At 36.8% G+C, this 19957-nt stretch carries 26 protein-coding genes; 11 read left to right on the top strand and 15 right to left on the bottom strand.

What is annotated here, in order from left to right:
* Positions 1-147: 147 nt before the first annotated feature.
* A complete protein-coding gene (locus tag AC0TWI_RS17525; RefSeq protein WP_488127634.1) occupies positions 148-1110 on the bottom strand; it encodes a helix-turn-helix transcriptional regulator in 963 nt (320 codons plus the stop codon).
* 94 nt (positions 1111-1204) lie between these two features.
* On the opposite strand from AC0TWI_RS17525, the gene AC0TWI_RS17530 reads away from it, so the two are divergent.
* From AC0TWI_RS17530 to AC0TWI_RS17540, 3 genes are all read left to right on the top strand, one after another.
* Positions 1205-1684 carry a GyrI-like domain-containing protein gene (locus AC0TWI_RS17530; RefSeq protein WP_488127635.1) on the top strand — a complete coding sequence of 160 codons (480 nt, stop codon included), beginning with the start codon at positions 1205-1207 and terminating at the stop codon, positions 1682-1684.
* Between the two features lie 14 nt (positions 1685-1698).
* Entirely contained in the window at positions 1699-2163 is a 465-nt protein-coding gene (locus AC0TWI_RS17535) for a phage tail protein (protein WP_488127636.1), read from the top strand.
* A gap of 260 nt (positions 2164-2423) precedes the next feature.
* On the top strand, positions 2424-2879 hold the full coding sequence (locus tag AC0TWI_RS17540) for a staygreen family protein (RefSeq protein WP_488127637.1): 456 nt from the start codon (positions 2424-2426) through the stop codon (positions 2877-2879).
* A 342-nt stretch (positions 2880-3221) separates the two neighbouring features.
* Here the strand turns inward: AC0TWI_RS17540 and AC0TWI_RS17545 are convergent, their stop codons facing one another.
* On the bottom strand, positions 3222-3695 hold the full coding sequence (locus AC0TWI_RS17545) for an NUDIX hydrolase (RefSeq protein ID WP_488127638.1): 474 nt from the start codon (positions 3693-3695) through the stop codon (positions 3222-3224).
* Positions 3696-3869: 174 nt separating this feature from the next.
* Here AC0TWI_RS17545 and AC0TWI_RS17550 point away from each other — a divergent pair, with 174 nt between their 5' ends.
* Positions 3870-4292 (top strand): hypothetical protein, encoded by a 423-nt coding sequence (locus AC0TWI_RS17550; RefSeq protein ID WP_488127639.1) that lies wholly within the window; start codon positions 3870-3872, stop codon positions 4290-4292.
* Positions 4293-4418: 126 nt separating this feature from the next.
* Here the strand turns inward: AC0TWI_RS17550 and AC0TWI_RS17555 are convergent, their stop codons facing one another.
* From AC0TWI_RS17555 to AC0TWI_RS17570, 4 genes are all read right to left on the bottom strand, one after another.
* On the bottom strand, positions 4419-4919 hold the full coding sequence (locus tag AC0TWI_RS17555) for a hypothetical protein (RefSeq protein WP_488127640.1): 501 nt from the start codon (positions 4917-4919) through the stop codon (positions 4419-4421).
* Positions 4920-5177: 258 nt separating this feature from the next.
* Positions 5178-5918: a YwqG family protein gene (locus tag AC0TWI_RS17560; RefSeq protein ID WP_488127641.1), complete on the bottom strand. Its 741-nt coding sequence runs from the start codon at positions 5916-5918 to the stop codon at positions 5178-5180.
* 39 nt (positions 5919-5957) lie between these two features.
* Positions 5958-6356 carry a helix-turn-helix domain-containing protein gene (locus AC0TWI_RS17565; RefSeq protein WP_488127642.1) on the bottom strand — a complete coding sequence of 133 codons (399 nt, stop codon included), beginning with the start codon at positions 6354-6356 and terminating at the stop codon, positions 5958-5960.
* Between the two features lie 11 nt (positions 6357-6367).
* Positions 6368-6685 (bottom strand): hypothetical protein, encoded by a 318-nt coding sequence (locus tag AC0TWI_RS17570; protein ID WP_488127643.1) that lies wholly within the window; start codon positions 6683-6685, stop codon positions 6368-6370.
* A 104-nt stretch (positions 6686-6789) separates the two neighbouring features.
* Here AC0TWI_RS17570 and AC0TWI_RS17575 point away from each other — a divergent pair, with 104 nt between their 5' ends.
* Positions 6790-7518 carry a DUF981 family protein gene (locus AC0TWI_RS17575; RefSeq protein ID WP_488127644.1) on the top strand — a complete coding sequence of 243 codons (729 nt, stop codon included), beginning with the start codon at positions 6790-6792 and terminating at the stop codon, positions 7516-7518.
* Positions 7519-7692: 174 nt separating this feature from the next.
* Here the strand turns inward: AC0TWI_RS17575 and AC0TWI_RS17580 are convergent, their stop codons facing one another.
* On the bottom strand, positions 7693-8577 hold the full coding sequence (locus AC0TWI_RS17580) for a LysR family transcriptional regulator (RefSeq protein ID WP_488127645.1): 885 nt from the start codon (positions 8575-8577) through the stop codon (positions 7693-7695).
* Positions 8578-8713: 136 nt separating this feature from the next.
* Here AC0TWI_RS17580 and AC0TWI_RS17585 point away from each other — a divergent pair, with 136 nt between their 5' ends.
* A complete protein-coding gene (locus AC0TWI_RS17585) occupies positions 8714-9904 on the top strand; it encodes a coenzyme F420-0:L-glutamate ligase (protein ID WP_488127646.1) in 1191 nt (396 codons plus the stop codon).
* 229 nt (positions 9905-10133) lie between these two features.
* Here the strand turns inward: AC0TWI_RS17585 and AC0TWI_RS17590 are convergent, their stop codons facing one another.
* Complete coding sequence (locus tag AC0TWI_RS17590) at positions 10134-11177, bottom strand: hypothetical protein (RefSeq protein ID WP_488127647.1); 1044 nt, start codon at positions 11175-11177, stop codon at positions 10134-10136.
* 64 nt (positions 11178-11241) lie between these two features.
* Entirely contained in the window at positions 11242-11721 is a 480-nt protein-coding gene (locus AC0TWI_RS17595) for an Hsp20/alpha crystallin family protein (protein WP_488127648.1), read from the bottom strand.
* A gap of 234 nt (positions 11722-11955) precedes the next feature.
* Here AC0TWI_RS17595 and AC0TWI_RS17600 point away from each other — a divergent pair, with 234 nt between their 5' ends.
* The 3 genes from AC0TWI_RS17600 (at position 11956) to AC0TWI_RS17610 (ending at position 12995) form a co-directional block, all read left to right on the top strand.
* A complete protein-coding gene (locus AC0TWI_RS17600; RefSeq protein ID WP_488127649.1) occupies positions 11956-12222 on the top strand; it encodes a hypothetical protein in 267 nt (88 codons plus the stop codon).
* Complete coding sequence (locus AC0TWI_RS17605; RefSeq protein ID WP_488127650.1) at positions 12215-12469, top strand: hypothetical protein; 255 nt, start codon at positions 12215-12217, stop codon at positions 12467-12469. The genes AC0TWI_RS17600 and AC0TWI_RS17605 overlap by 8 nt, the downstream gene beginning before the upstream one ends.
* A 289-nt stretch (positions 12470-12758) precedes the next feature.
* Positions 12759-12995: a hypothetical protein gene (locus AC0TWI_RS17610; protein WP_488127651.1), complete on the top strand. Its 237-nt coding sequence runs from the start codon at positions 12759-12761 to the stop codon at positions 12993-12995.
* A 245-nt stretch (positions 12996-13240) separates the two neighbouring features.
* Here AC0TWI_RS17610 and AC0TWI_RS17615 read toward each other — a convergent pair whose 3' ends face one another.
* Positions 13241-13696, bottom strand: a complete 456-nt coding sequence (locus AC0TWI_RS17615) for a hypothetical protein (protein ID WP_488127652.1) — start codon at positions 13694-13696, stop codon at positions 13241-13243.
* 119 nt (positions 13697-13815) lie between these two features.
* Positions 13816-14307: a magnesium transporter gene (locus tag AC0TWI_RS17620; RefSeq protein ID WP_488127653.1), complete on the bottom strand. Its 492-nt coding sequence runs from the start codon at positions 14305-14307 to the stop codon at positions 13816-13818.
* Positions 14308-14531: 224 nt separating this feature from the next.
* Between AC0TWI_RS17620 and AC0TWI_RS17625 the strand changes: the two genes are divergently transcribed.
* Positions 14532-15068 carry a phosphoribulokinase gene (locus tag AC0TWI_RS17625; RefSeq protein ID WP_488127712.1) on the top strand — a complete coding sequence of 179 codons (537 nt, stop codon included), beginning with the start codon at positions 14532-14534 and terminating at the stop codon, positions 15066-15068.
* Between the two features lie 179 nt (positions 15069-15247).
* Here AC0TWI_RS17625 and AC0TWI_RS17630 read toward each other — a convergent pair whose 3' ends face one another.
* From AC0TWI_RS17630 to AC0TWI_RS17640, 3 genes are all read right to left on the bottom strand, one after another.
* Entirely contained in the window at positions 15248-16234 is a 987-nt protein-coding gene (locus AC0TWI_RS17630) for an integrase (RefSeq protein WP_488127654.1), read from the bottom strand.
* Positions 16235-16338: 104 nt separating this feature from the next.
* A complete protein-coding gene (locus AC0TWI_RS17635) occupies positions 16339-17691 on the bottom strand; it encodes a nucleotide-binding domain-containing protein (RefSeq protein WP_488127655.1) in 1353 nt (450 codons plus the stop codon).
* Positions 17685-18284 (bottom strand): SLATT domain-containing protein, encoded by a 600-nt coding sequence (locus tag AC0TWI_RS17640; protein ID WP_488127656.1) that lies wholly within the window; start codon positions 18282-18284, stop codon positions 17685-17687. Before AC0TWI_RS17640 ends, AC0TWI_RS17635 begins: the two co-directional genes overlap by 7 nt.
* Positions 18285-18380: 96 nt before the next feature.
* Between AC0TWI_RS17640 and AC0TWI_RS17645 the strand changes: the two genes are divergently transcribed.
* A complete protein-coding gene (locus AC0TWI_RS17645) occupies positions 18381-18875 on the top strand; it encodes a hypothetical protein (RefSeq protein WP_286108616.1) in 495 nt (164 codons plus the stop codon).
* A gap of 84 nt (positions 18876-18959) precedes the next feature.
* Here the strand turns inward: AC0TWI_RS17645 and AC0TWI_RS17650 are convergent, their stop codons facing one another.
* The gene (locus AC0TWI_RS17650; protein ID WP_488127657.1) at positions 18960-19874 is read right to left on the bottom strand and encodes a hypothetical protein; all 915 of its coding nucleotides are present in this window, start codon (positions 19872-19874) and stop codon (positions 18960-18962) included.
* Positions 19875-19957: the final 83 nt, after the last annotated feature.

Here is a 19957-nt window from a genome sequence, read left to right on the forward strand (position 1 = left end):
TTACAGATAAATATTCGTTTCTAATGTTTAGAATTCCTCTTATTCTAAAAACAAAAAGGCATAGATACTGTCTTAATTAGACTGTAACTACTGCCTTTATTTTGGTGTATTAAAGATGCACCAAAAACTTGTTTAGATTGAACTTCCCTATGGGCAGAATAGAGATGCCCTTTTTTGTAATTTGGCTACTACCTCTTCAGGCATTTCCATGATGGCAAGATCCTCACCTAGAAAATACAGCCAATTGGTTATCTCGATCAACTCTTCTGCATTCCCAACATTTACAAACGTTTTTAGAACAGCTGTCGTTTGATATGGGTTGGTGTAGGAAATGGAAACGTTTAATGGATGGTACTTCTTGAACTGGGCGATCGCCTTTGGGCCGAGATCGAGGACAAGATTGATCGCTTCTTCCTGCTCGCTTAGTTTTTCTAAAATCTTTTTCCAGCTAACCCTTTTTTTCGGTGTGTACGGTTGGACCTCGGTGAGATTATCGACAGGGAAAATATTTCTCTTTTCCTCTTTTAAGTCAATACCTTCGATCAGCCAAACACTTTTCTCACGATAAAGGTGCAAAAGAAAAATGGGATATGTCTTCAGTTCCTTCTCTTCTTGGACTGTGATCAATACATAACTGTCCAAAAGAATAAGTTGAATGAGCTTTTCCAACATCGGGTGGGGAAGGTCAGACAGATCAAGCAGGTCCGGATTATTCGGATTGGTCCCTTCGAATAGGAGGATTTGATTTAAATGGACAAGTTCATCTTGCTGGCTTGTTGAAAGCAGGCCGATTAATTTTTCGGCTAAAGACTGCCGGCTTTTTAAATACGGGAGCTGTTGGTTTCTTGTGGCCATAAAGGCAATAAAAAGAGCTTTGATTTCATTATCAGTAAAGCGGACAGTTGGCAGAACCGAATTGTTCAGGACAAAATATCCCCCACTCCTTCCGACTTCTGCGACAAGCGGCATCCCCATCGCTTCAATTTCTTTAATGTCTCGAATAGCTGTCGAACGGGAGATGTTAAATTCCTGCATCAGTTCCGAAATGGTGAAATGAGTTCGATTGTTGATATACCGCATAATGATGTTGATCCGTTCAACTTTTTTCATTAGGGCCTCCTAAACGGTATCACTTTTTGACACCATTAAGGATTATTATAAATTTATCAAGTAAAAAAACAAATCACCAAAAGGAGAGTTGAAGATGGAAAATTATACTCTTGAAGAAAAAGACAGCTTTACTGTTTTAGCATTTGGAACTGAGTTAAAGAGCGATTACAGAGACTTCGCCGGCATAAACAAGGAGAAGTCGGATTTTTGGAGCGAAGTCCATGAAGATGGAAGGCTGGACAGATTAAAAGCCGTTGCAGCGAATGACTACATTTTTGCGGTGAATGAAGCGGTGAATAACAAAATGATGCATTACGCCGGCGTCATGACAGATGAAACATTACCAGATGCATCGAGAGTGATCCAATTTCCTAAGAGCGAATACCTCGTTGTAAAGGGAGAAGCCGGGACTGCTGAGGAATTAAGCAACAAGCTTACCGGCATTGCCTTCGGCCAAGCCTTGCCGGAAGCAAAGGAGGTTGCCTATGTTGGCGGGCCAAATACGACAGTTGAGATGGGGCAAAGAAACGGCCTGGTTTTCGGTGAAATGTGGATACCTGTTGTTAGGAAATAAAAGGAGGAATGGCTTTGTCCTATGTCGTTGATTTTAAAAATGTATCTACGGTTGGTCTAGAGTCTTCACCTGTAGCCCAATCACTTGCTGGTTTGCGAGCCAATGAAGCCCGATACTTTATGAACAAATATAAGCATGAATTTACGGTTGTACCCGCTAGTGAGAGCCCGGATTCCCTTGATTATGTAAACCGAATCTTGAAAGAAGAACGTGATATTGAATTTGCGGCCAAACCTTTAGAAACATCGCAATTCCAAGTGGAAAACATCAAATTCACGTATGTCATTTATGAGGACGGCCTTGTCCTCAACGTCATGTACACGGTTGATGATCCTAAGAAGCGAGCTGTTGGTTTTAAGCTTTCTGAGGAGATGGAGATACCAAAGGAGTTAGAAGAGAAGTTTAAGTTTGCCAGGCAAAAATCTAAACTGGCAGGAACGATCCGCGGCTCGTTTTTTGTAATCAAGGGAGAATATTAATCGTTTCATTACTTCATTTGGACTAAGGTCATTTACATTAAAAGCAGCACCTCCTCTCCATCAGATAGAGGGTGCTGTTATTTTTTTCTCTTTACTTAGCCCGAAGACAATGGGAATCGTTTAATTAAGCAGGTGCTGTGACCGTGAATAGTCTACATCCGATTTTCTGTACATAATTATATAAGGCTTGCCGGCAAGCGCGAGCTGACGGGTGAGCGCATTTAATCCATGACTAAAAAAACAGGATTGGAGCTAATGGCATGAGCAATTTCAATGCAGAAAAACTATCTGTTGAATACAGGGATGGTGTGGGGGCAAAGGGCCAGGTTGTACCGAGAAAATACACACTTACTCACTCTGATGCCACCGGGGAACTATTCTTAACAATTGGAACAACGTTTGCCTGGGACAAAGTTAACCCTGACATGAGAGATGAGGTATTGGGTGAATGGAAAACGGACCAAGGTTGTGTATATTACAATGTATATCTTTATATAGATCAGGGTGAACATCCCATCGCCTCAGCAGCAAAGAGGAATGAAATTTTCCGGCGCGAACTCCCGCTTGCATTAACAGCGATTCGATACGGTGATCGGTTTTTATTCGCCCACAACCCGAATTTGGATCATGCATTCATAATCGTAAACTTCGTGTCTACGTATCCTCTGTTTGCTAGACAGGAGAGCTGGGGACCTTTCAAAGGTTTTTCCAAATAATATCTGCGACACTATACCGTGAAGATTGTTAAGGTTAGCTTTCATCGGCCTGTCATTGTACTCAGGGGCTTTTACTAATATTGAAAAACTAGCAGCACTTCTGGCCGGATGATGTAGGCGATTGTAAAAATCACTGACAATAACCCGACAAACATAAACCCAATACCAACATACCTGACTTGTTTTAAAAGATATACGTTTGAGGCTCTTATGTATGTAATAGAATAAAAGGCTGGAGATTTAACGAATTTGAATTCTCCCCCTGTCACATCCGGTCTACGCCACATCCATAAACTACAAAGCAGAAAAACTAGTGAGAGGACAGAAAACAGGATGATATTTTCAACATTCATTTTTGCTTTTCCCTTTCGTTAGATGATCTATGTACTCCTCAATAAAGCCTCTGTACTCATCTGTTAATTCACTTGGTAATTCACCCAAAGGGAAATACTGCACCGTTTCTGACTCACTATAATCAATTTTTATGACACCATTTACATCACTTGTATAATAAACAGCTGTTGCCGAATACAACTCATCTCCATTTGGAACTTTCAAGTAATATTCTGAACCAGAGAACACATTGAGTAATTTTAAGTTTTCAACGATTAATCCGGTTTCTTCAAAAACCTCTCTTTTTGCTACCTCTTCAAAGCTTTCTCCTAAGTCCATTAAACCACCTGGTAACCCCCAGTACCCATCGCGTCTTTTTTGCAATAGAACTTCATTTTGTTCATTTAAAATGATCACAACGGAACCAGGTAAAATGATTGGTCTATGTCCAACATACTGTCTTAGGTATTTATAGTATTCCACTTTTCTCATCCCCTTAGATATCCATACTTTTGAACCAGATGGTTGCATGTCTGCCACTTATGAGTGATGTACTTTTAATCCATTTATTAGGATAAATGATTCGATTGGTACTGGCATAAACTACCGGATAGGATTAAAATGGTATATCTATGTAGACAACTGGGAGGAATCAGCTTGAATGACTTTGGTGGACTTTTGTATGCTGGGAAAAGCGACAGCAACAAAAACGGTATTGTATTTATTATACTAGGAATTTTATGCATTGTCGGTGCGAATTTCATCTACGCTAAAATGATGTTGATTGTAATTGGCATAGTGATTTTACTCGCCGGAGTATACCTGCTTCTATTTAAACGAAGCGACAAAATTTCAATCTATGAAAAGGCGATTGTTCTGACTTCAAAAGGTCAGGAGCTTGTCATTCCGAAAGAACAGATTAGCCAAATCGAATATAAGAAGATTAAAGCCCGAAAAAGTCCGGTAGTGAGTTATTATCCAATCCTTATCTTAAACAATCAGGAAAAATTATTACTCAATAAGGCATTTAATAAGATGATCAATCAAGATTTCAAGGAAGTTATCGAATCATACCTTTAAGGAGCACAGTTCTAAAAATGCTTAGCCGGCTGGCACCGATACACAATCGATGCCAGCCGCTTATTTTTTGGGGAACGCAAATAGAAATAACATAGTGACGTGCCTAATAAATAGTCGGATTGGCATTTAAACCCTGTCAGTAAAAATGGGAGCACTGCTCTTCCGTATCAACTTTCCATTGTGATAAAACCTGCCGTATTTCTTTACTAAATCATAGGCTTCAGTACTTGTCGGTATAGAACCATTATTTTTGTATGATAAAAAATAAGCATGTGCGTTTCCACTATAAAAAACCCAGCTAAAAAAGCGCATTGCCAATTTATGTGCACCTTTATCTCTGAATTGCTTCATTGCATTCGGCTCCCATACTGTCATGGTAAGTCCGTAGCCTTGCTTTATATCCCCCTTCAATTCAGCATAAAGCAATTTAGGAGATTTCTTCATTTGTTTCATAACAAATTGACTTACAATACCGTTGACTATTGTTCTCCAAACAGAAAATTTTTCTCCTAAAGTTATAGATATAAGCGCACCTTCAGGCAACGAGATGTCTCTACTGCGATATGTAAGGAGTCCTCCGAATTTGTTAGCTGGATTTTCATGGGCAACAAACGCGTTTTCTTTCATTAACCTTCCTCCTCAATCAACTTGTTTTGTTATATATATGAGGAGGAATAATCGATAGAAGTCAAAAGCCGTCACATATCATTGGCATTTCTTCGACCGGAAACCATCGTATCCAGCTCCCGGTATTTCCCTTTTAAAATGTTAGGAACAAGACTCCACTCTACATGATCCTGGCATTTCCTTTTCACCAGGTTTTCCATCATGTTAGGAGTAGCGACCAAGATAAATGGTCCTGTGCCATTAAGTAATCCTAACCCACTAGCAGCATTGCCAATCATACACAACCTTTGAAAAGTCCCTTCTTTTTAAGGCATCCTTTGGGATAGAAAAAACACAATTCCCGGAATCCCCGAACATAATATCGCATTCATCATCAATATCCAGCTGCAGCAACAGGAAGTCCTCCTCATCAAAGCCTAAATCGTCATTTTGGACAAAATAAGGATAACCGCCAATTCTGCTGCCACTGCCATCGCAAACCTCACTCAGCTGCTCGTAATCCGCTTCTGAAAGCCCGTTGTTAAAAATTTTATGGAACATATCTAAGGAAGAAGACATGGGCATTTCCCTCGTTTGAAAATACATTTTACCGCTATGGGAAAAAGGAAGATTCGGCTCATATTCTTCATCATCTTCATAAGGATGTTTGTTCAGTAAACGCTCCTCATTTTCCTCATAATCTTCGATATACTTTACGAGAACAGGATCTTCAAGACCATAAATATCATCATTTACTACGTAAAATTGGAGCAATCCCTTGTCTGGTAACTCATCAAGTTTTTCAAGGTCTTTTAGATTGATTTGCGCTAAAAACAACATCGGATTTCCTGCTTCATCGGCTGGGTATTCTTCAATATTCTTTAAATAAGGACATCCACCCAGTTTGCTCTCCCAAGGCTTTGTTTCTTCACGTTTAAAATCTATCTCATTGCTATGCCTAAACGTGCCTTTGATTACGTCCTCATGCGCCTTAAACATTTCAGGAATCTCGAATTTCATCATTTTAGGCTCCCCATTCCACTTATCAGTAAATTTCCGTTAAACCCTCTGCCCTGTGTTTCTCTTTACAAGCTGCTCAATTTTTTCATCAGCTTTTCGTAATACTTGCTTTACTTGTTTGATATCATTTTCTCTTTGTACCATTTGTTCATATTTTTTCTGGAACAGCTCTTTTATCTGAAGAACATTTTTTACTTCTTCCTCTGTCAGCCGTTTGTTTTGGTCCGTATTTTTCGACCAATCAAAGAGCATTTTGATCTCTTGAAGTGAAAAACCAGTTTGTTTCAGTTTAAGAATGATTTCAATGATCTCAATATCAGTATGGCTATAATCACGATGTGTATTTTTCATTGCTGGATGCAATAAATCCATCTTCTCATAATAACGAAGCGTATCTTTGCTAATACCGGTCCTTTCCGCAAACTCGCCAATCTTCATGTGACCACCCGCTATTTTAGAAATTTATAAACCATTAGCACAATTATACAATGGAAAAGGAAACGAACGATATGGTGACTGTATGTAAGCCTGCCGTTTTTTACGATTCCTTGGACAATCGCCAATATATGCAGCAGAACAAATTCAAGAATCAACAATACAAAAAGCCAGTCATTATTTGGTATGAATAAGGTTACGAGCATACATACTGATACAGTAACAAATAATAAAGCACGTATATGATGTCCCTCTTCTTTCCATTGCTGTATACCTGCGATTCCTGTTAAACATGCATACAACCCGATTAATAGATACGTCATAATCGCCATTTATGTCCCTCCAGCCTTTGAATACATTTACTTTAAAAGATGGAGTTAACTCCATGTCAATAATAAAAAAACCTCGAATTTGAGGCACTTTAGGAGGAATTTTTTTGGTTATCGATTGGTCAGTAACAGCAGTCTACAACACAATCATGGCGGTTTCGGTTGGAATCGGGTTATTATTAATTCTTCGATTCGGTTCCCACTTGGCTAAAGAAAAAGTTGGGCAATTAGAAGGCTGGGCAATAGGATTTGGAATACCAGGGTTTATCTTAACGGTAACCGGGACTCATATGACCCTTACGTGGCCCTTGTCAAAGATTGGCTTCCCTTTTGATGATATTATTTTCGGAGAGACTTCACTGGCATTCGGGGTTATGCTTCTCGCTGCTACCGTCCTTCTATGGAGAAAATCTAATCTCTATTTAAAACAAGGAATTAATATGAATGATACGAAATTGGTTTCCAATACTTTACTGAATGAGTTGCCATACTTGTTAAAGCCTCTATCTTATTTTGCTGCAGCAATGGGGCTCGCACTCATTGCCATCGCATTTGCAGGTGTAGGATTCAAATTATTCGCTGCGCCACCGGAAGAACCAATATCAGGAGCTTTTGCTAATTATCCAATGGTGGAAGCTACATTTATGTCAGCTTTGTTCGCGATTATCGGAATTGGAGCCTTATTACTTCCATTTGCCTTAAACAAAGACGCAAATCCAAACTTTGCAAAGGTGATTAACATCCTTTGGAAAGTTGCAGGCATCGCCTTTGTTCTCTTTGGAGCAATGAATTACTTTACTCATATTGGTTTGATCGTTAACACAATGGCCAAATAAGATTGCATGTAAACAATGCCTGTCCTACCAGTTCGACACATACTGGTGGGACAGGCATATTCAATTACATATGAGACGTTTCTTCGGAAGTGTAATTCTCTGTAAATAAAACCGCCTGCACTTTTTGCAGACTGATTCAGCCAAGCACGGTACTGCATCAATGATGATTCCTGCTTAGATATTATTTATTGTTTCTACGAACTTCTTGGCAGCACGTGATAATGGGATATTTTTTAAATGGCAAATGCCAATACTCCTTTTTGGGATATCCTCTTCCAAAGTTATCTCGTATAAATCTCCTCTTTGTAAATAATCCTTTGAAAACTCTTTAATGACGCATGATATGCCTAAGTTTATTTTTGTGAATTCCAAAACCAAATCATAAGACCCAAGTTCAAATGCGGGAGAAACTTGTAGGCCCTTCTCTTTAAAGAAATTTTCCACAAACATGCGTGAGTTTGATTTTTTTTCTAAAAAAATGAGCGGCAACCCCATTAAATATTCTAAACTAACCGGTTTCGTTGTTAAATTTTTATATTTCTCTCCGCAGACAAAAATATCTTGAATTTCCTTACACGGAAGTACTTGAAGATGTTTATCCTGAACCGGCAAGTTACATATCCCCACATCCGCCTTTCCGGATTTGATAAAATCGCATATTTCGGTTGTCGTGCCATTCAATATATTAAATTTGATGTCCGGGTATTTTTTGTGGAATGATTCCAAGTAAGGTAACAAAAAGTGGCGGGAGATCGTATCTCCAACCCCGATCCGTAATTGTCCGGTCTTTAATGATTTGAATTCCATTATTTTATCTTCTGCGACATGAATGATTCCTAAAGCGGAGTCAATATGCTCATTCAACAGCTTGCCTTCATTGGTCAATACGACTCCCTTCGAAGTTCGGTAGAAAAGCTGTATTTCCAATTCCTTCTCCAGCTTCGAAATAGCCTGGCTTACTGCTGATTGTGTCATGAATAGCTCCTGCGCCGCCTTCGAGAAGCTTTTATTTTGGCTGACAATATTAAATATACGGTACAAATCCAAATTCCCGATCATGTAAGCACTCCTTATATCACATATAATAAATATTAATTTCACTTATATCATGTAAAAGGGGTATAGTAAACGTATAGGGTTTAAACCCAGTTTATAATTCATAATACAATGTACTCGATTAAGAGGAGAGATCATATTGACTAGAACAGTTGGAACAGTCGTACGCGGACTTCGTGGTCCCATTATCAACCAAGGAGACGACATTGAACAAATCGTAGTTGATACGGTTTTAAATGCAGCGAAAAGTGAAGGTTATTCAATCGAGGATCGTGACATCGTCACAATTACTGAATCCATTGTCGCCCGCGCACAAGGGAACTATGCGTCTATAGATGATATCGCAGCGGATGTTAAAGGAAAATTCGGTGACGATACAGTTGGCGTCATCTTCCCGATTCTTAGCCGTAACCGATTTGCAAACTGCCTGCGGGGAATTGCAAAAGGAGCGAAGAAGATCGTCTTAATGTTAAGCTATCCATCTGATGAAGTGGGGAACCACCTTGTAGACATCGACGAACTGGATATTAAAGGTGTAAATCCATGGGCAGATGTATTATCAGAAGCTCAGTTCCGTGAGCATTTTGGATACAAAAAACATACCTTTACGGGTGTTGACTATATCGAATACTATAAAAGTTTAATTGAAGCTGAAGGTGCAAGCTGTGAAGTCATCTTCTCCAACAATCCAAAAACCATTTTAGATTATACGAAGAGTGTATTGACTTGTGATATTCACTCACGCTTCAGAACAAAACGCATTTTAACAAACAACGGTGCTGAAAAGGTATATGGCCTTGATAATATTCTTTCAGAATCAATCAACGGCAGCGGCTTTAACGAAGCGTATGGTCTACTTGGATCAAACAAAGCAACTGAAGACAGCGTGAAGCTATTTCCAAACAACTGCCAGCCGCTCGTCGATGGCATTCAAGCAAAACTTAAAGAAGTAACAGGGAAAACCGTTGAAGTAATGGTATATGGCGATGGCGCCTTCAAAGACCCAGTCGGAAAGATCTGGGAGCTTGCAGACCCTGTTGTATCACCTGCTTATACTCCAGGACTGGATGGCACTCCAAACGAAGTGAAACTAAAATACTTGGCAGATAACAACTTCTCTCATCTTCGTGGAGAAGAGCTGAAACAAGCGATTTCCGAATACATCCAGAACAAAAATGAAGACCTTGTTGGTGCGATGGAAGCACAAGGTACTACACCTCGTAAACTGACGGACCTAATCGGATCACTGTCTGATTTGACTTCCGGCAGCGGGGACAAAGGAACACCAATGATCTATATCCAAGGGTACTTCGATAACTATACAAAATAAAATTCCGTACAAAAAGGATGTCTCTTCAATCGAGACATCCTTTTTTACCCTTTAGCATTACTCGAAATTATTGTGCTGTTGCCCCGCCATTTAGATACAGTCCACCGTGATGTATCCAAATCAGGTTTTTTATATATTCCATACTTTAGACAATAAAGATCAAATTACCATTTTCTGGTTGTCTATTGCTAACCTGGTTCAAGTTCCAGGTATCAATCTTCTTATACCCTTATTCGAGTTTAAAAGAACTATCATCAGAATCGTCATCTTCAATTAAGATGTCTACGTAGCCTTCCACCTCATCAGAAGATTCAGATTCAAATTCGGATGAAAACTCCTCCTCTTGGATCTCTGTTTCCTCTATATCTTGCTCCGTTTCTGTTTCCTCTTCGTCGTTAAATTTCTTTAACTTTTCCATTTCCTCTTTCACTTTCTTTAATTTTTCCATTTCCACTTTAACATCCTCTGATACCTTTTTTGGGATAACATCTTTCCCATAAGTTGCTCCAATATTTAAGGCACCACTCAATTCCTTAATACCAAGCTGTTCAAAGTTATTGTTTTGCTCATATTTTTCTAAATAAAGCTTATCTATGTATAGTGTCTCATAAATCGGATTTTGCTTGCTTGCGTATTTTTCCACATTCTTCAACTTTTTCAGCAGCTCATTATGCTTTTCTACCAATTCATCTGTTATTCTTACCAACTCTGCTTGGACTTCGTTCATCTTTTCATATTTGCTTTCCAAAATCAGAAATCTCTCATCTACTGATTCTCTAAATTGTTTAGCTTCATTGGTATCTAAATGTAAGACAGCATGTTCAAGCGTTTGTATTCTTTCCATCATCTTTTGTTCTTTGTCGTGATAAAATGCCAATTTTTCCGAAACAAGCTGATCGATAAATCGTCTTATTTGTTTTTCGCCGATGCCCGGATTCATTGAAGACGAAGACTCGTTCGTTTTATTGTATTGCAACAATTCGATTTCCTGATGCTTCTTCTCCAGGTCGTTGATTCTACGAGAAAGCTCGTTTACTTTTTGTTTATAAAGGTTGATTTCTGTTGCATCTACACCTTTATCTATAACATCTTGATTAGAAGCCTTTTCTTCGGCCTTTCCATATACATTTACTTTAAGTGGTTTTTCTGAGTCTCGTAATTTATTTATTTGTACTTCGAGTGCATCAATCCTAAGAATTTGCTTATGAAGTTCATCTTTATAGCTTATTGAATCGCCATTAAAATTATTTCGATTGAAAACTCCTTTAAGCATAATAAATCCCCACAACCGTATTTTATTTTCCTTTTAATGATGCTTCAATAAACAATAGTGGCAACTAATCTATCGGCACATGTTCTTCCTTGCTAAATTGTCTATTATAAGAGACTATGAGCAAACCATTCTCAAGTTTTGCCGCCACCTGGCCAGGATAGGCCGGCTCAGGAAGGATAATTATTCGTTTAAAATCCGCATGATATCTTTCTTTTTGTATAGGTTCACCGTGCGCAAAATTTTTTCCATACCCTTTTATTAAGAGTTTTGTGCCCGACACTGACAACGTAATGTCTTCCTTTTTATATCCGGGTAAATCTACTATGATATATACTACCTTCTCTGCAAGATAAACATCGAGTGGCGGAAATTGTTTTGCCTGCCATTTTTCTGTTTTTGCATCACTTTCGTGCCCCTGACCAAATCCCATATTGCCTTTCAAAAAATCTTCCAAAGAGGATTCATCAAAAATTCCATTCCAAAGTTCACTGGATTGATATTTTTTCGCTACCTCCATCCATTGTAATAATTTATTTATATCCATGAATGGATCCTCCTTAACATGCTGGGAATAAGTAGCTGACCAAATCAAGTCTATAATTATACTAATATCCATCATATTTTTGAATCAGTAAATCATGCAATAAAAATGGAATTTGTCCAAAGATCACATTGAAAAATCATAGTAAAAGCAAGGCACGTTATTTGACATAAGTTTTTTGTACTGGACATAGGCTGTGAGTATCCCGGAATATCCAAAGAAAGGGGATTTTACTTTATGAACTTTTTACCGAGCAGGGTAAATATAAAAGAAATAAAGGTAAATGGTGCAGACCATTTAGGTGTATTATCGTTAGACTCAACCATGATAATGAACAGGAATGTAAAGGCAAAGAAAAACCAGGGGTTTGGCCAGCAGATGGCAGATGATACCCTTATTGCTTTTTCGATTGCTTCAACATTCGATAATGAGTTTCAAGACAGTCTTTCACAAAAAATTTATCGCACTAATGGAAAAAAATGCAGGGGGGAGTTTTATGGTTGATTCGGTGCCTTATATTAATATTAAAATAAACATTATTAAAGTGAACTCTTTTGAGAATGCCTCAGCCATAAATGTGGGGCAAAACTTATTGGCTGATTGGCATAATTCAGACAAAAAAAATCAGGGGTATGGCCAAAATTTTGGAGACGACAGCAGCTTTCTAGGAACTAAAAGTTATGTTGACGATCGAGATCAGCTTGATTCCAACTCTTCTTTTGAATCGACGGCCAGACTGCCAAGACTATAAGGAGTGATATAGTGAGATTTGCACCTTCAGCACTTAACATACTAGGAATTAAAATTAATTCTGTTGACAATGGTGCAGTTGTGAACCTAGGACCAAGCCAGCATTTAGATCTGTTTGTTTCCTATAAGCGAAACCAAGGATTTGGAGAACATATCGGAGACATATCTCCTATACTATTATCTACTTCTTGGGTATCAGACATGGATGTAGTCGACTCTCCATCTCTTAAATCGAGCGTCTTATAATCTTTTGTTTCGGCTTTTAAATCTGATCATTTGGGAGTGTTTACATGATATTCGTTTCTCCAATGGCGATCAATGTCTTTGGTGTTAAAATAAATTCCATCGATAACGGATCGATAGGAAACATGGGCACATTACAATCCATTGATAAATTCGTGAATTATAAGAGAAATCAAGGTTTTGGAGAGCAAATAGGTGACTTATCCCCTGTCAACCTTCCAGGCAATACTGTAATCGATCCAGATGTGACTGATGGTAACTCCATAAAAAATAGCGGTATATAATGCCAGCCTTCACAACCATATGAATAAGAGCGTGTCCTTTATTTTTATGGGGCTAGGTTAAAGTTCTTAATAAAATGGCAGGCTGTGTGAAATGCCATTTCAGGGAGACCCACAGGTGTTTAACATGCTGTGGGTCTGCCCCAAATCGCCGAAGGAAGGAAACAGCACTCAACATTCACCTTTCGAATGTCCTGACAAATGGAGCAGTTTACAAATGAGATATCCTTTTTACTTTTATCCATTTTTTATATCGTCACAGACGAATCTGTCAGTTCAAAGTACCATTCCAGGAAGGAGTTAAAGCTTTTCCATTGCGGTTTCAATTTACCTGCAAAAAAATCCTCCATCGGCTGGCCCAAGCCTAACCCTAAAACTTCATCCGTGTTCTTGTTATAGAAAAAGCCGAACTCCCCTACAAAGTTATCCAACGGAATATATTCTTCAGGCAGTTTCAAAACGGCATGAGTTCTCTCCATGCCTAACCTATAATCAGAAGAATTGATCATAAACCAACAGATCTGATAGATTTCACGCCGTCTACTAATGAAAGTCGGTCCATCCTCTGCATGCAAGTAAAACGCAGCAAAATCCGAGTCCAGATCGATGCCTAACTTTGCTAACGCGTGCTCATACTCCTCAGTACTGTCTTCAAACCACCAGCTTTTGCTTTTGCAATAATTGATCACTTTTTCCGATAACATTCCGGCTGCTCCTTCGATGTCTAAATTTTTCCCTGAGTATATCATCTCTCTTTTCATCTGATTTAGATTCAACATCAAGGAACATCTTTAAAAGATCATACATCTACCAATCATCTGCTTTATCTTTCTATCACTAAACAACTTTGCTCTTTAAACTTTGCGTGTTTCCGGTTATACAATGAAGACAGATGATTAAGGGATAATTCTTCATAAGTACACTTGATATACGGTATATTAGCTGCATCATCGTCATCACCAATCCATACCCTCCAAATTTCTACTATTTGCCCTTCCCTAATATTTTCTTTTAGGTACTCCAGCAACTTCTGTATCCTTACCTCTGAATAGTCAAAACTCACTTCATATACGAATGGATAACTGGTGTACCCACAATCATCATAAGATGCTTCTTTTGAGATGACCAATTCCTTTACATCCTCTTCGTTCTCAATAAATAGGATTTGGCCATTAGGGTCCATATCCTCCCAAGGCAGCATTTCATGCGGTTTTATTCCCAAATCAATTGCCTCTTGCACAGTAATATACTTCGCCTTTGTATTATCCATTTCCGGAATTTCATAGTTTGTTGCTATGAATGAATAAAAACTCAATTTAATCACGTCCTAAGTAGAATTTTTTCATTACTGTGAGGCTGACGATATGTATAGACTTTAGGTATCATTACTAGTATTGTTGTACTCAAAAATGAAGGGCGATTACGATGGATACATTAATTCAAGAAATCAGAAGTTGGGTCCATAATTCAGACAGAAAACTGATCATTGGCATTTCCGGTCATGGTGCTGCCGGAAAAACAACCTTCACTCATCAATTAATGAAAGAGTTGCAGTCAAATGTTAACTATTTGAATACAGACCCATATATAGTAAGTTCAGCAATTCGAAAATACGCAGTGATTCATTATACATATAAAGGAGCATCGCATCGTTTTAAAATGACAGCCTGCCACCCTTCAGCACATCATATATCTTCGTTAGAAAGAGATATACATATGTTAAAAGAAGGTATGGAGTTATGCACCATTGATACCCATTATTTAAACAGTAAAATTCTCTCCCCGCAACACAAATTATCTATTGTAGAAGGTATGAGTGTTGCCTTTGCCAACCCTGAACTATTTGATCTTCTAATTTATTTTTATACAGATGGCGATACAGAACTTGAAAGAAGACTCGGCCGAGATATACAGGAGAGAGGGACGGATATAAATTATTTAAAGCAATCTCACAATGAGCGACGTATTCAGTATGAGGTCTTCATGCACCCATACAGTAAAAACTTTGACATTATTATTAATAGCACTAACGAGACCATTACTATTGAGGAAAATACGTTTGATTATAAGTTTTAAAAACGATGTTGCATATAATCAATCCCAGTTAGAACGTTATTCTAACTGGGGGGTGTTCATAAACCGCTCTTATTTATGATACGGTTCACCGTAGTTATTTAAGAGGCAAAAAACAGCTTTGGGAAGGTCTATCCCAAGGCTGTTTTCATTTTAATTAAAATACTGTTAGCCTCTATTTTTTATATATAGCTATAATATGGAATCCCTGCTATTCCTTCATTTATTAATTTATTTAATTCCCCAGAATCATAAGATTTAACCTTGTAATATCTATTTTCTAAGGTTGAAATAGAAACTCCACTCACTTTAGAGATAAGGGCCAAATCGAATCCTTTTAAAATTAATTCCACAATTACAGAGTTTCTAATGGTTTCAACAGGATAAGTAGATTTATCTTCTGAGATATCAATAATATTAAATTCCCTTAATAAATTACAAAACCATGAATTCAAATCCTCTGGTCGGAATGAGCTTTCATTCAAGAAATAAAATAGTCGGTCAGAATTATCCATTTTTTTATCCTTTAGCTTTTCCGCCAATTTAATATTTAAGATGATCTCTCTTCTTAAACCATTTGGTATATTTATCTGCACATCATTTATAGTAAGTGTTCTATAGTCTGTTGAAAAATCCGCCTTTTTTATATTACATATAATAGCTCTTTTAGCAGGTGCAATTAAGTTAAGTTTAATAAATAGCATCAATAAAACATAGCTCATATACCGTTTTCTTTTTTGACCTGATAAGTCCGCTAAAATTCTTGAATCAAAATAATCATCTAAACAACTGATAATCTTTTTTATAACATCCTGATCAAAAAATTCCCTTTCTCTTGTTTCCTCTAAGTTAAACTTATCTGTTAAATATTTCTTATAGCCCTGATAATCATACAATTCAACAAATATATCGGTTGTCCATGCTTTACTAACAAGAAATTTATAAAATGATTTAATGCTTTCTAAATGATTTCCCATAGAACTTACCGTATTAATTTGTCCCAATTCATTGTAATAACCTATACAATCTTCTACATCATTAATATTGATTTTAGTTGGCTTATCAGCTTTATTTATTTGTTTAATAAAATTCACAAATTTATTAATATGATTTTCATAGCTTGCATCCATTTCGAGATATTCCTTGCTCCAACTTTCTATTAAAGTCATCAGCGACCTCCTGTTCTCCATAAAAGTTACTTTTCTATCGTTTATCTTTTATTTCATTTTTTAAAGGAATGTACAAAAACAATTAATTGCACATTCCTCAATCATCAATTAATTGTAGATATAGGAACACTTATCCTGTCTTTAGCAACGCAAACATTTTTATATACAATATAGCATTCTACGTAATGTTCGCCTTTAAAGTTAGTAGACTCAAATTTTTTGTGTGTACCCTTGTCTCTTACAATTTGTCCTCTTATACAGTCTCTTCTGATCGCTTCATCTCCACGATTAAGAACTTTCCAATACACTTCATAATAAAGATTATCTTCATCATCTTTAGACAATGTTTCGAATTCATTTTCTGTTATGAAAAACTCTAAGCTCTTATCCGCCTTTAACGGTAACTTATCACGTAATATGTTTCTTAGAAACTTATTTCTAAATCCATCTTGTTTTACTATACAGTCAATTTTTAGATGATAACGAATATCAACATCAAACTTATGTTCAATAAATTCTTCTGTTTGTCGAACATTTCTACCAAATAATGCACTCTTTTCAATCACATTACTCTCTTGTATTTCTTCAGGTACAGGAAACGCTTTTCCAAAAATGTCCTGTAATGTATCATATAAATCTTCGCTATCTTCTGTCTTATCTTTGATTTTTTCATATGCCTTTTTGGCTTGATTAACGAACGCTCCTCCTTTGTTATAAACCTTTTGATTACTACCCAAAGCGAACCAATACTTTTGATCCTTATTTCGAGTTTTCAAGTAATAGAAGAGATCCTTTAACAAAGAAAGGTAATCATCAAAAGTTGAATTTTTATAGTTTTCATTTTCATCGAAGAAATTATAAACTAATGTATCTATTAATAACCCACCAAATTTAAACCCCTTATTATTCTTCCAAGCTCTAACTAAATTACAAACATATTTATAATTCGAGTTCGTCTCATCTATAACTTTTATACTCTCATCAATTTCTGGCATGGGGTCAGTTTTCTTCCAAGAACCCCCATTATTTGAATCGGGATAATCATATGCCCCATCCGTTCTCTCAAAGCATGGACATACTTCAACTGTTTTGTTTATACTTTCAAAACTAACGACAACAACTTGTCCATCGCCTCTAACAATAGTTTTCGGGTATCGTTTTTTAATTTCCTTTTTAACCTTTTGCAATAGCTTCGATTGACCATTACCCTCATGTTCATCGTACTGTTTTTTTAGTTCCTTTGGTAGTACATAAAGCATATCAACATCGCTGAATGTTTTTATTGCAGTGTCTCTTCCTAATGAACCCACTATATGACTGTTTTCTATTTCCTCATTATCTAAATCTCGAAATGATTTATTTAACCTTTTGGTAATTTCCTTTACCCTTTTTGTTTCTTCCTCTGTTGACTCTATTTGTAATCCATTGACAAATTCCTCAAACTTTTCTCCTAACATATAATCCCCCTATAATACATGATTAATAGTATGACAAACACAATGAAACCAATTACTGTTATTCTGAAGGAGAGAGGAACTTTATCCTTCCATGTGAAATTCTTTTGCTCGTCAATCCATTCATACTGACTTTGGAAAAAAAGTTTATAATGAGCAATCCAATCACTCAGAAATATCTGCTTTGAAATACTTATTTCATAGTATTCATCCAACAATTCATTCATTTTTACTGATTCATATGAATCATTGCTGAAAACTTCGTCTTCTGAACTCTTAGTTCGATAATATAGCTCACGAAGTTCATTGTGAATCTGAATTAACTGATTACCCACCACTCTATATCTATCTTTTTCGCTATTGTATTGACTAATTGTTAAAGCAATAATACTTGCAATTATTAATAGTAGGGATATTTCCGTATTATACAGGAAGCTTGGCCTGTATATCTGCCAAATACCAATTGCAAGAGTAATAAACGCTATTCTTCCAGGCATTTTTACAACTGTGTCATAGGTTGAAAAATGCTTTTTAGCCCCATATATTACGTTATAACCATTCTCTGCAAGTTGTCTTAAAAACAAATCCCTTTCCAATTGTAATCCCTCCTTTCAAAATTTCTTTAGCTACTCATGGAATTAATTTGATCCGTACATCTATAATATAAAAACAATTGCAAAGGAGGTGTACCCATGAATAAGGACAAATTCCACACAGCAAATAGCAAAAATCGTGTAGCCATCGTAAACGAGTTGCTAAAACGGGATGGTTTTGATTTACAAAAAGTAGCGGATGCTCTTGAAATGAACTATTCCACCTTTACAAAACTAATGCAAGAAGACGATTATGTTTATATTAAACGGGAAAATCAGTATTACAAATTTGTTCGTGATGAGAGTCAGGTTTCCACTATTTCTGACCAAACCGATTCCGAAATGGACTATATTAAGAAGAACTTTTCCCTTTTGAAGAGTTTAATAGAACGATATAAACACAACGGCGACTTCATCATTGACAAGCGTATTTTCCGTTCCACCTCTAAAATCTCCAGTAAAAACTTCCGTATGCCTGATGACCTCTATCAAAACTTTGTAGCTACTTGTGAGAATGAATTTCCTCATCTGAAAATCCAAGACATAATTGCACAGCTTCTTCTTGATTTCACAGATAAATACTCCGACAAGTAAGAAGACAATTGAAAGATAAGGCAGTGCCAATAGCAATACTCGAATGGAACTGCCTTATTTAAAGGATCAATATTTTAAAATTAATTATCCAAGTACCTTTTTTACTTTTCCTTTCCAATCATTCCGATGAATAAGCCGCCATTCATGAAGATTATTTTGAATAATTTCTGCCTTGCTCATTTTAGACACGCTCTCCCAATCGACTCTTACTATATAGGTTGCGTTTCCTACATTTGCACTTTCAAACACATATAATCCCTTATCTTTAAAACCAAATATGACATATCCAGAAAAACCGTTTTGTCCTATCGCTTCGAAATCTGGATTATAGTTAGCAATCGTTTCGAGTCTTTCCCAGATAACCATTTGTTTTGATTTCTTTCCTGACTCAACGATTTTCTTAAAACGTTCCTTCCTTTCTTCCCATGGCCATCCATTACTCTCTAAAAAGACCCAATTGTATCGCTTCAACTGTGAAGGTTTATAATAGGTATCCAATTGTTCCGAAAAAACTTCGCAATATCCAACTAACTCTAAAATAATATTTGCTCCAACTACAGCTTTCTCCAAGTCCGTTTCTTTGTTAAAAGTTGCGTTAATCAATAAAAACAAATCGTCATCTTTTGCTTCTATTACAACTTCAAATCCTGTCCCAGCCATAATCTCCTTTTTATACACTTGTCGAGGAATATCAACAAAATCAGTTACTTCCTCCGTTTGATCTCTCCCTCTGAACTCCCTACGTGTAGAATACATAGAAACATAGATAGTTTCTTTAGGAAGATCTCTCCTTGTAATTTCCTTACCCTCTACATTAAACCGAGTGAATCTTCCAACTACAGGCGGGAACATTGCTTGTCCAACTTCTAAAGATGGAAAACCTATCTTTCCTATTTGCTCTTTATTTTCTTTCGTAATTTTTACTCCCAACCTAAAAACTTCGTCAACTGACTTAACATATTTTTCAATAGATCTAATATAACTTTTTCCTTGAATCATTTTGCACATTCTCCTCTCAATAAAAAAAAGACAGCTCTAATCCAATTAGAAACTGCCTTTCCTTCTTATCTTGTTGTGAGTTC

The sequence above is a fragment of the Lederbergia sp. B243.17 genome, assembly GCF_057657925.1.

Coding starts and splice junctions, on each gene's coding strand:
- AC0TWI_RS17525 (WP_488127634.1), bottom strand. CDS start 1,110: ATGAAAAAAGTTGAACGGATCAACATCATTATGCGGTATATCAACAAT.
- AC0TWI_RS17530 (WP_488127635.1), top strand. CDS start 1,205: ATGGAAAATTATACTCTTGAAGAAAAAGACAGCTTTACTGTTTTAGCA.
- AC0TWI_RS17540 (WP_488127637.1), top strand. CDS start 2,424: ATGAGCAATTTCAATGCAGAAAAACTATCTGTTGAATACAGGGATGGT.
- AC0TWI_RS17555 (WP_488127640.1), bottom strand. CDS start 4,919: ATGAAAGAAAACGCGTTTGTTGCCCATGAAAATCCAGCTAACAAATTC.
- AC0TWI_RS17560 (WP_488127641.1), bottom strand. CDS start 5,918: ATGAAATTCGAGATTCCTGAAATGTTTAAGGCGCATGAGGACGTAATC.
- AC0TWI_RS17565 (WP_488127642.1), bottom strand. CDS start 6,356: ATGAAGATTGGCGAGTTTGCGGAAAGGACCGGTATTAGCAAAGATACG.
- AC0TWI_RS17570 (WP_488127643.1), bottom strand. CDS start 6,685: ATGGCGATTATGACGTATCTATTAATCGGGTTGTATGCATGTTTAACA.
- AC0TWI_RS17580 (WP_488127645.1), bottom strand. CDS start 8,577: ATGATCGGGAATTTGGATTTGTACCGTATATTTAATATTGTCAGCCAA.
- AC0TWI_RS17590 (WP_488127647.1), bottom strand. CDS start 11,177: ATGCTTAAAGGAGTTTTCAATCGAAATAATTTTAATGGCGATTCAATA.
- AC0TWI_RS17595 (WP_488127648.1), bottom strand. CDS start 11,721: ATGGATATAAATAAATTATTACAATGGATGGAGGTAGCGAAAAAATAT.
- AC0TWI_RS17600 (WP_488127649.1), top strand. CDS start 11,956: ATGAACTTTTTACCGAGCAGGGTAAATATAAAAGAAATAAAGGTAAAT.
- AC0TWI_RS17605 (WP_488127650.1), top strand. CDS start 12,215: ATGGTTGATTCGGTGCCTTATATTAATATTAAAATAAACATTATTAAA.
- AC0TWI_RS17610 (WP_488127651.1), top strand. CDS start 12,759: ATGATATTCGTTTCTCCAATGGCGATCAATGTCTTTGGTGTTAAAATA.
- AC0TWI_RS17615 (WP_488127652.1), bottom strand. CDS start 13,696: ATGTTATCGGAAAAAGTGATCAATTATTGCAAAAGCAAAAGCTGGTGG.
- AC0TWI_RS17625 (WP_488127712.1), top strand. CDS start 14,532: ATGAAAGAGTTGCAGTCAAATGTTAACTATTTGAATACAGACCCATAT.
- AC0TWI_RS17630 (WP_488127654.1), bottom strand. CDS start 16,234: ATGACTTTAATAGAAAGTTGGAGCAAGGAATATCTCGAAATGGATGCA.
- AC0TWI_RS17635 (WP_488127655.1), bottom strand. CDS start 17,691: ATGTTAGGAGAAAAGTTTGAGGAATTTGTCAATGGATTACAAATAGAG.
- AC0TWI_RS17645 (WP_286108616.1), top strand. CDS start 18,381: ATGAATAAGGACAAATTCCACACAGCAAATAGCAAAAATCGTGTAGCC.
- AC0TWI_RS17650 (WP_488127657.1), bottom strand. CDS start 19,874: ATGATTCAAGGAAAAAGTTATATTAGATCTATTGAAAAATATGTTAAG.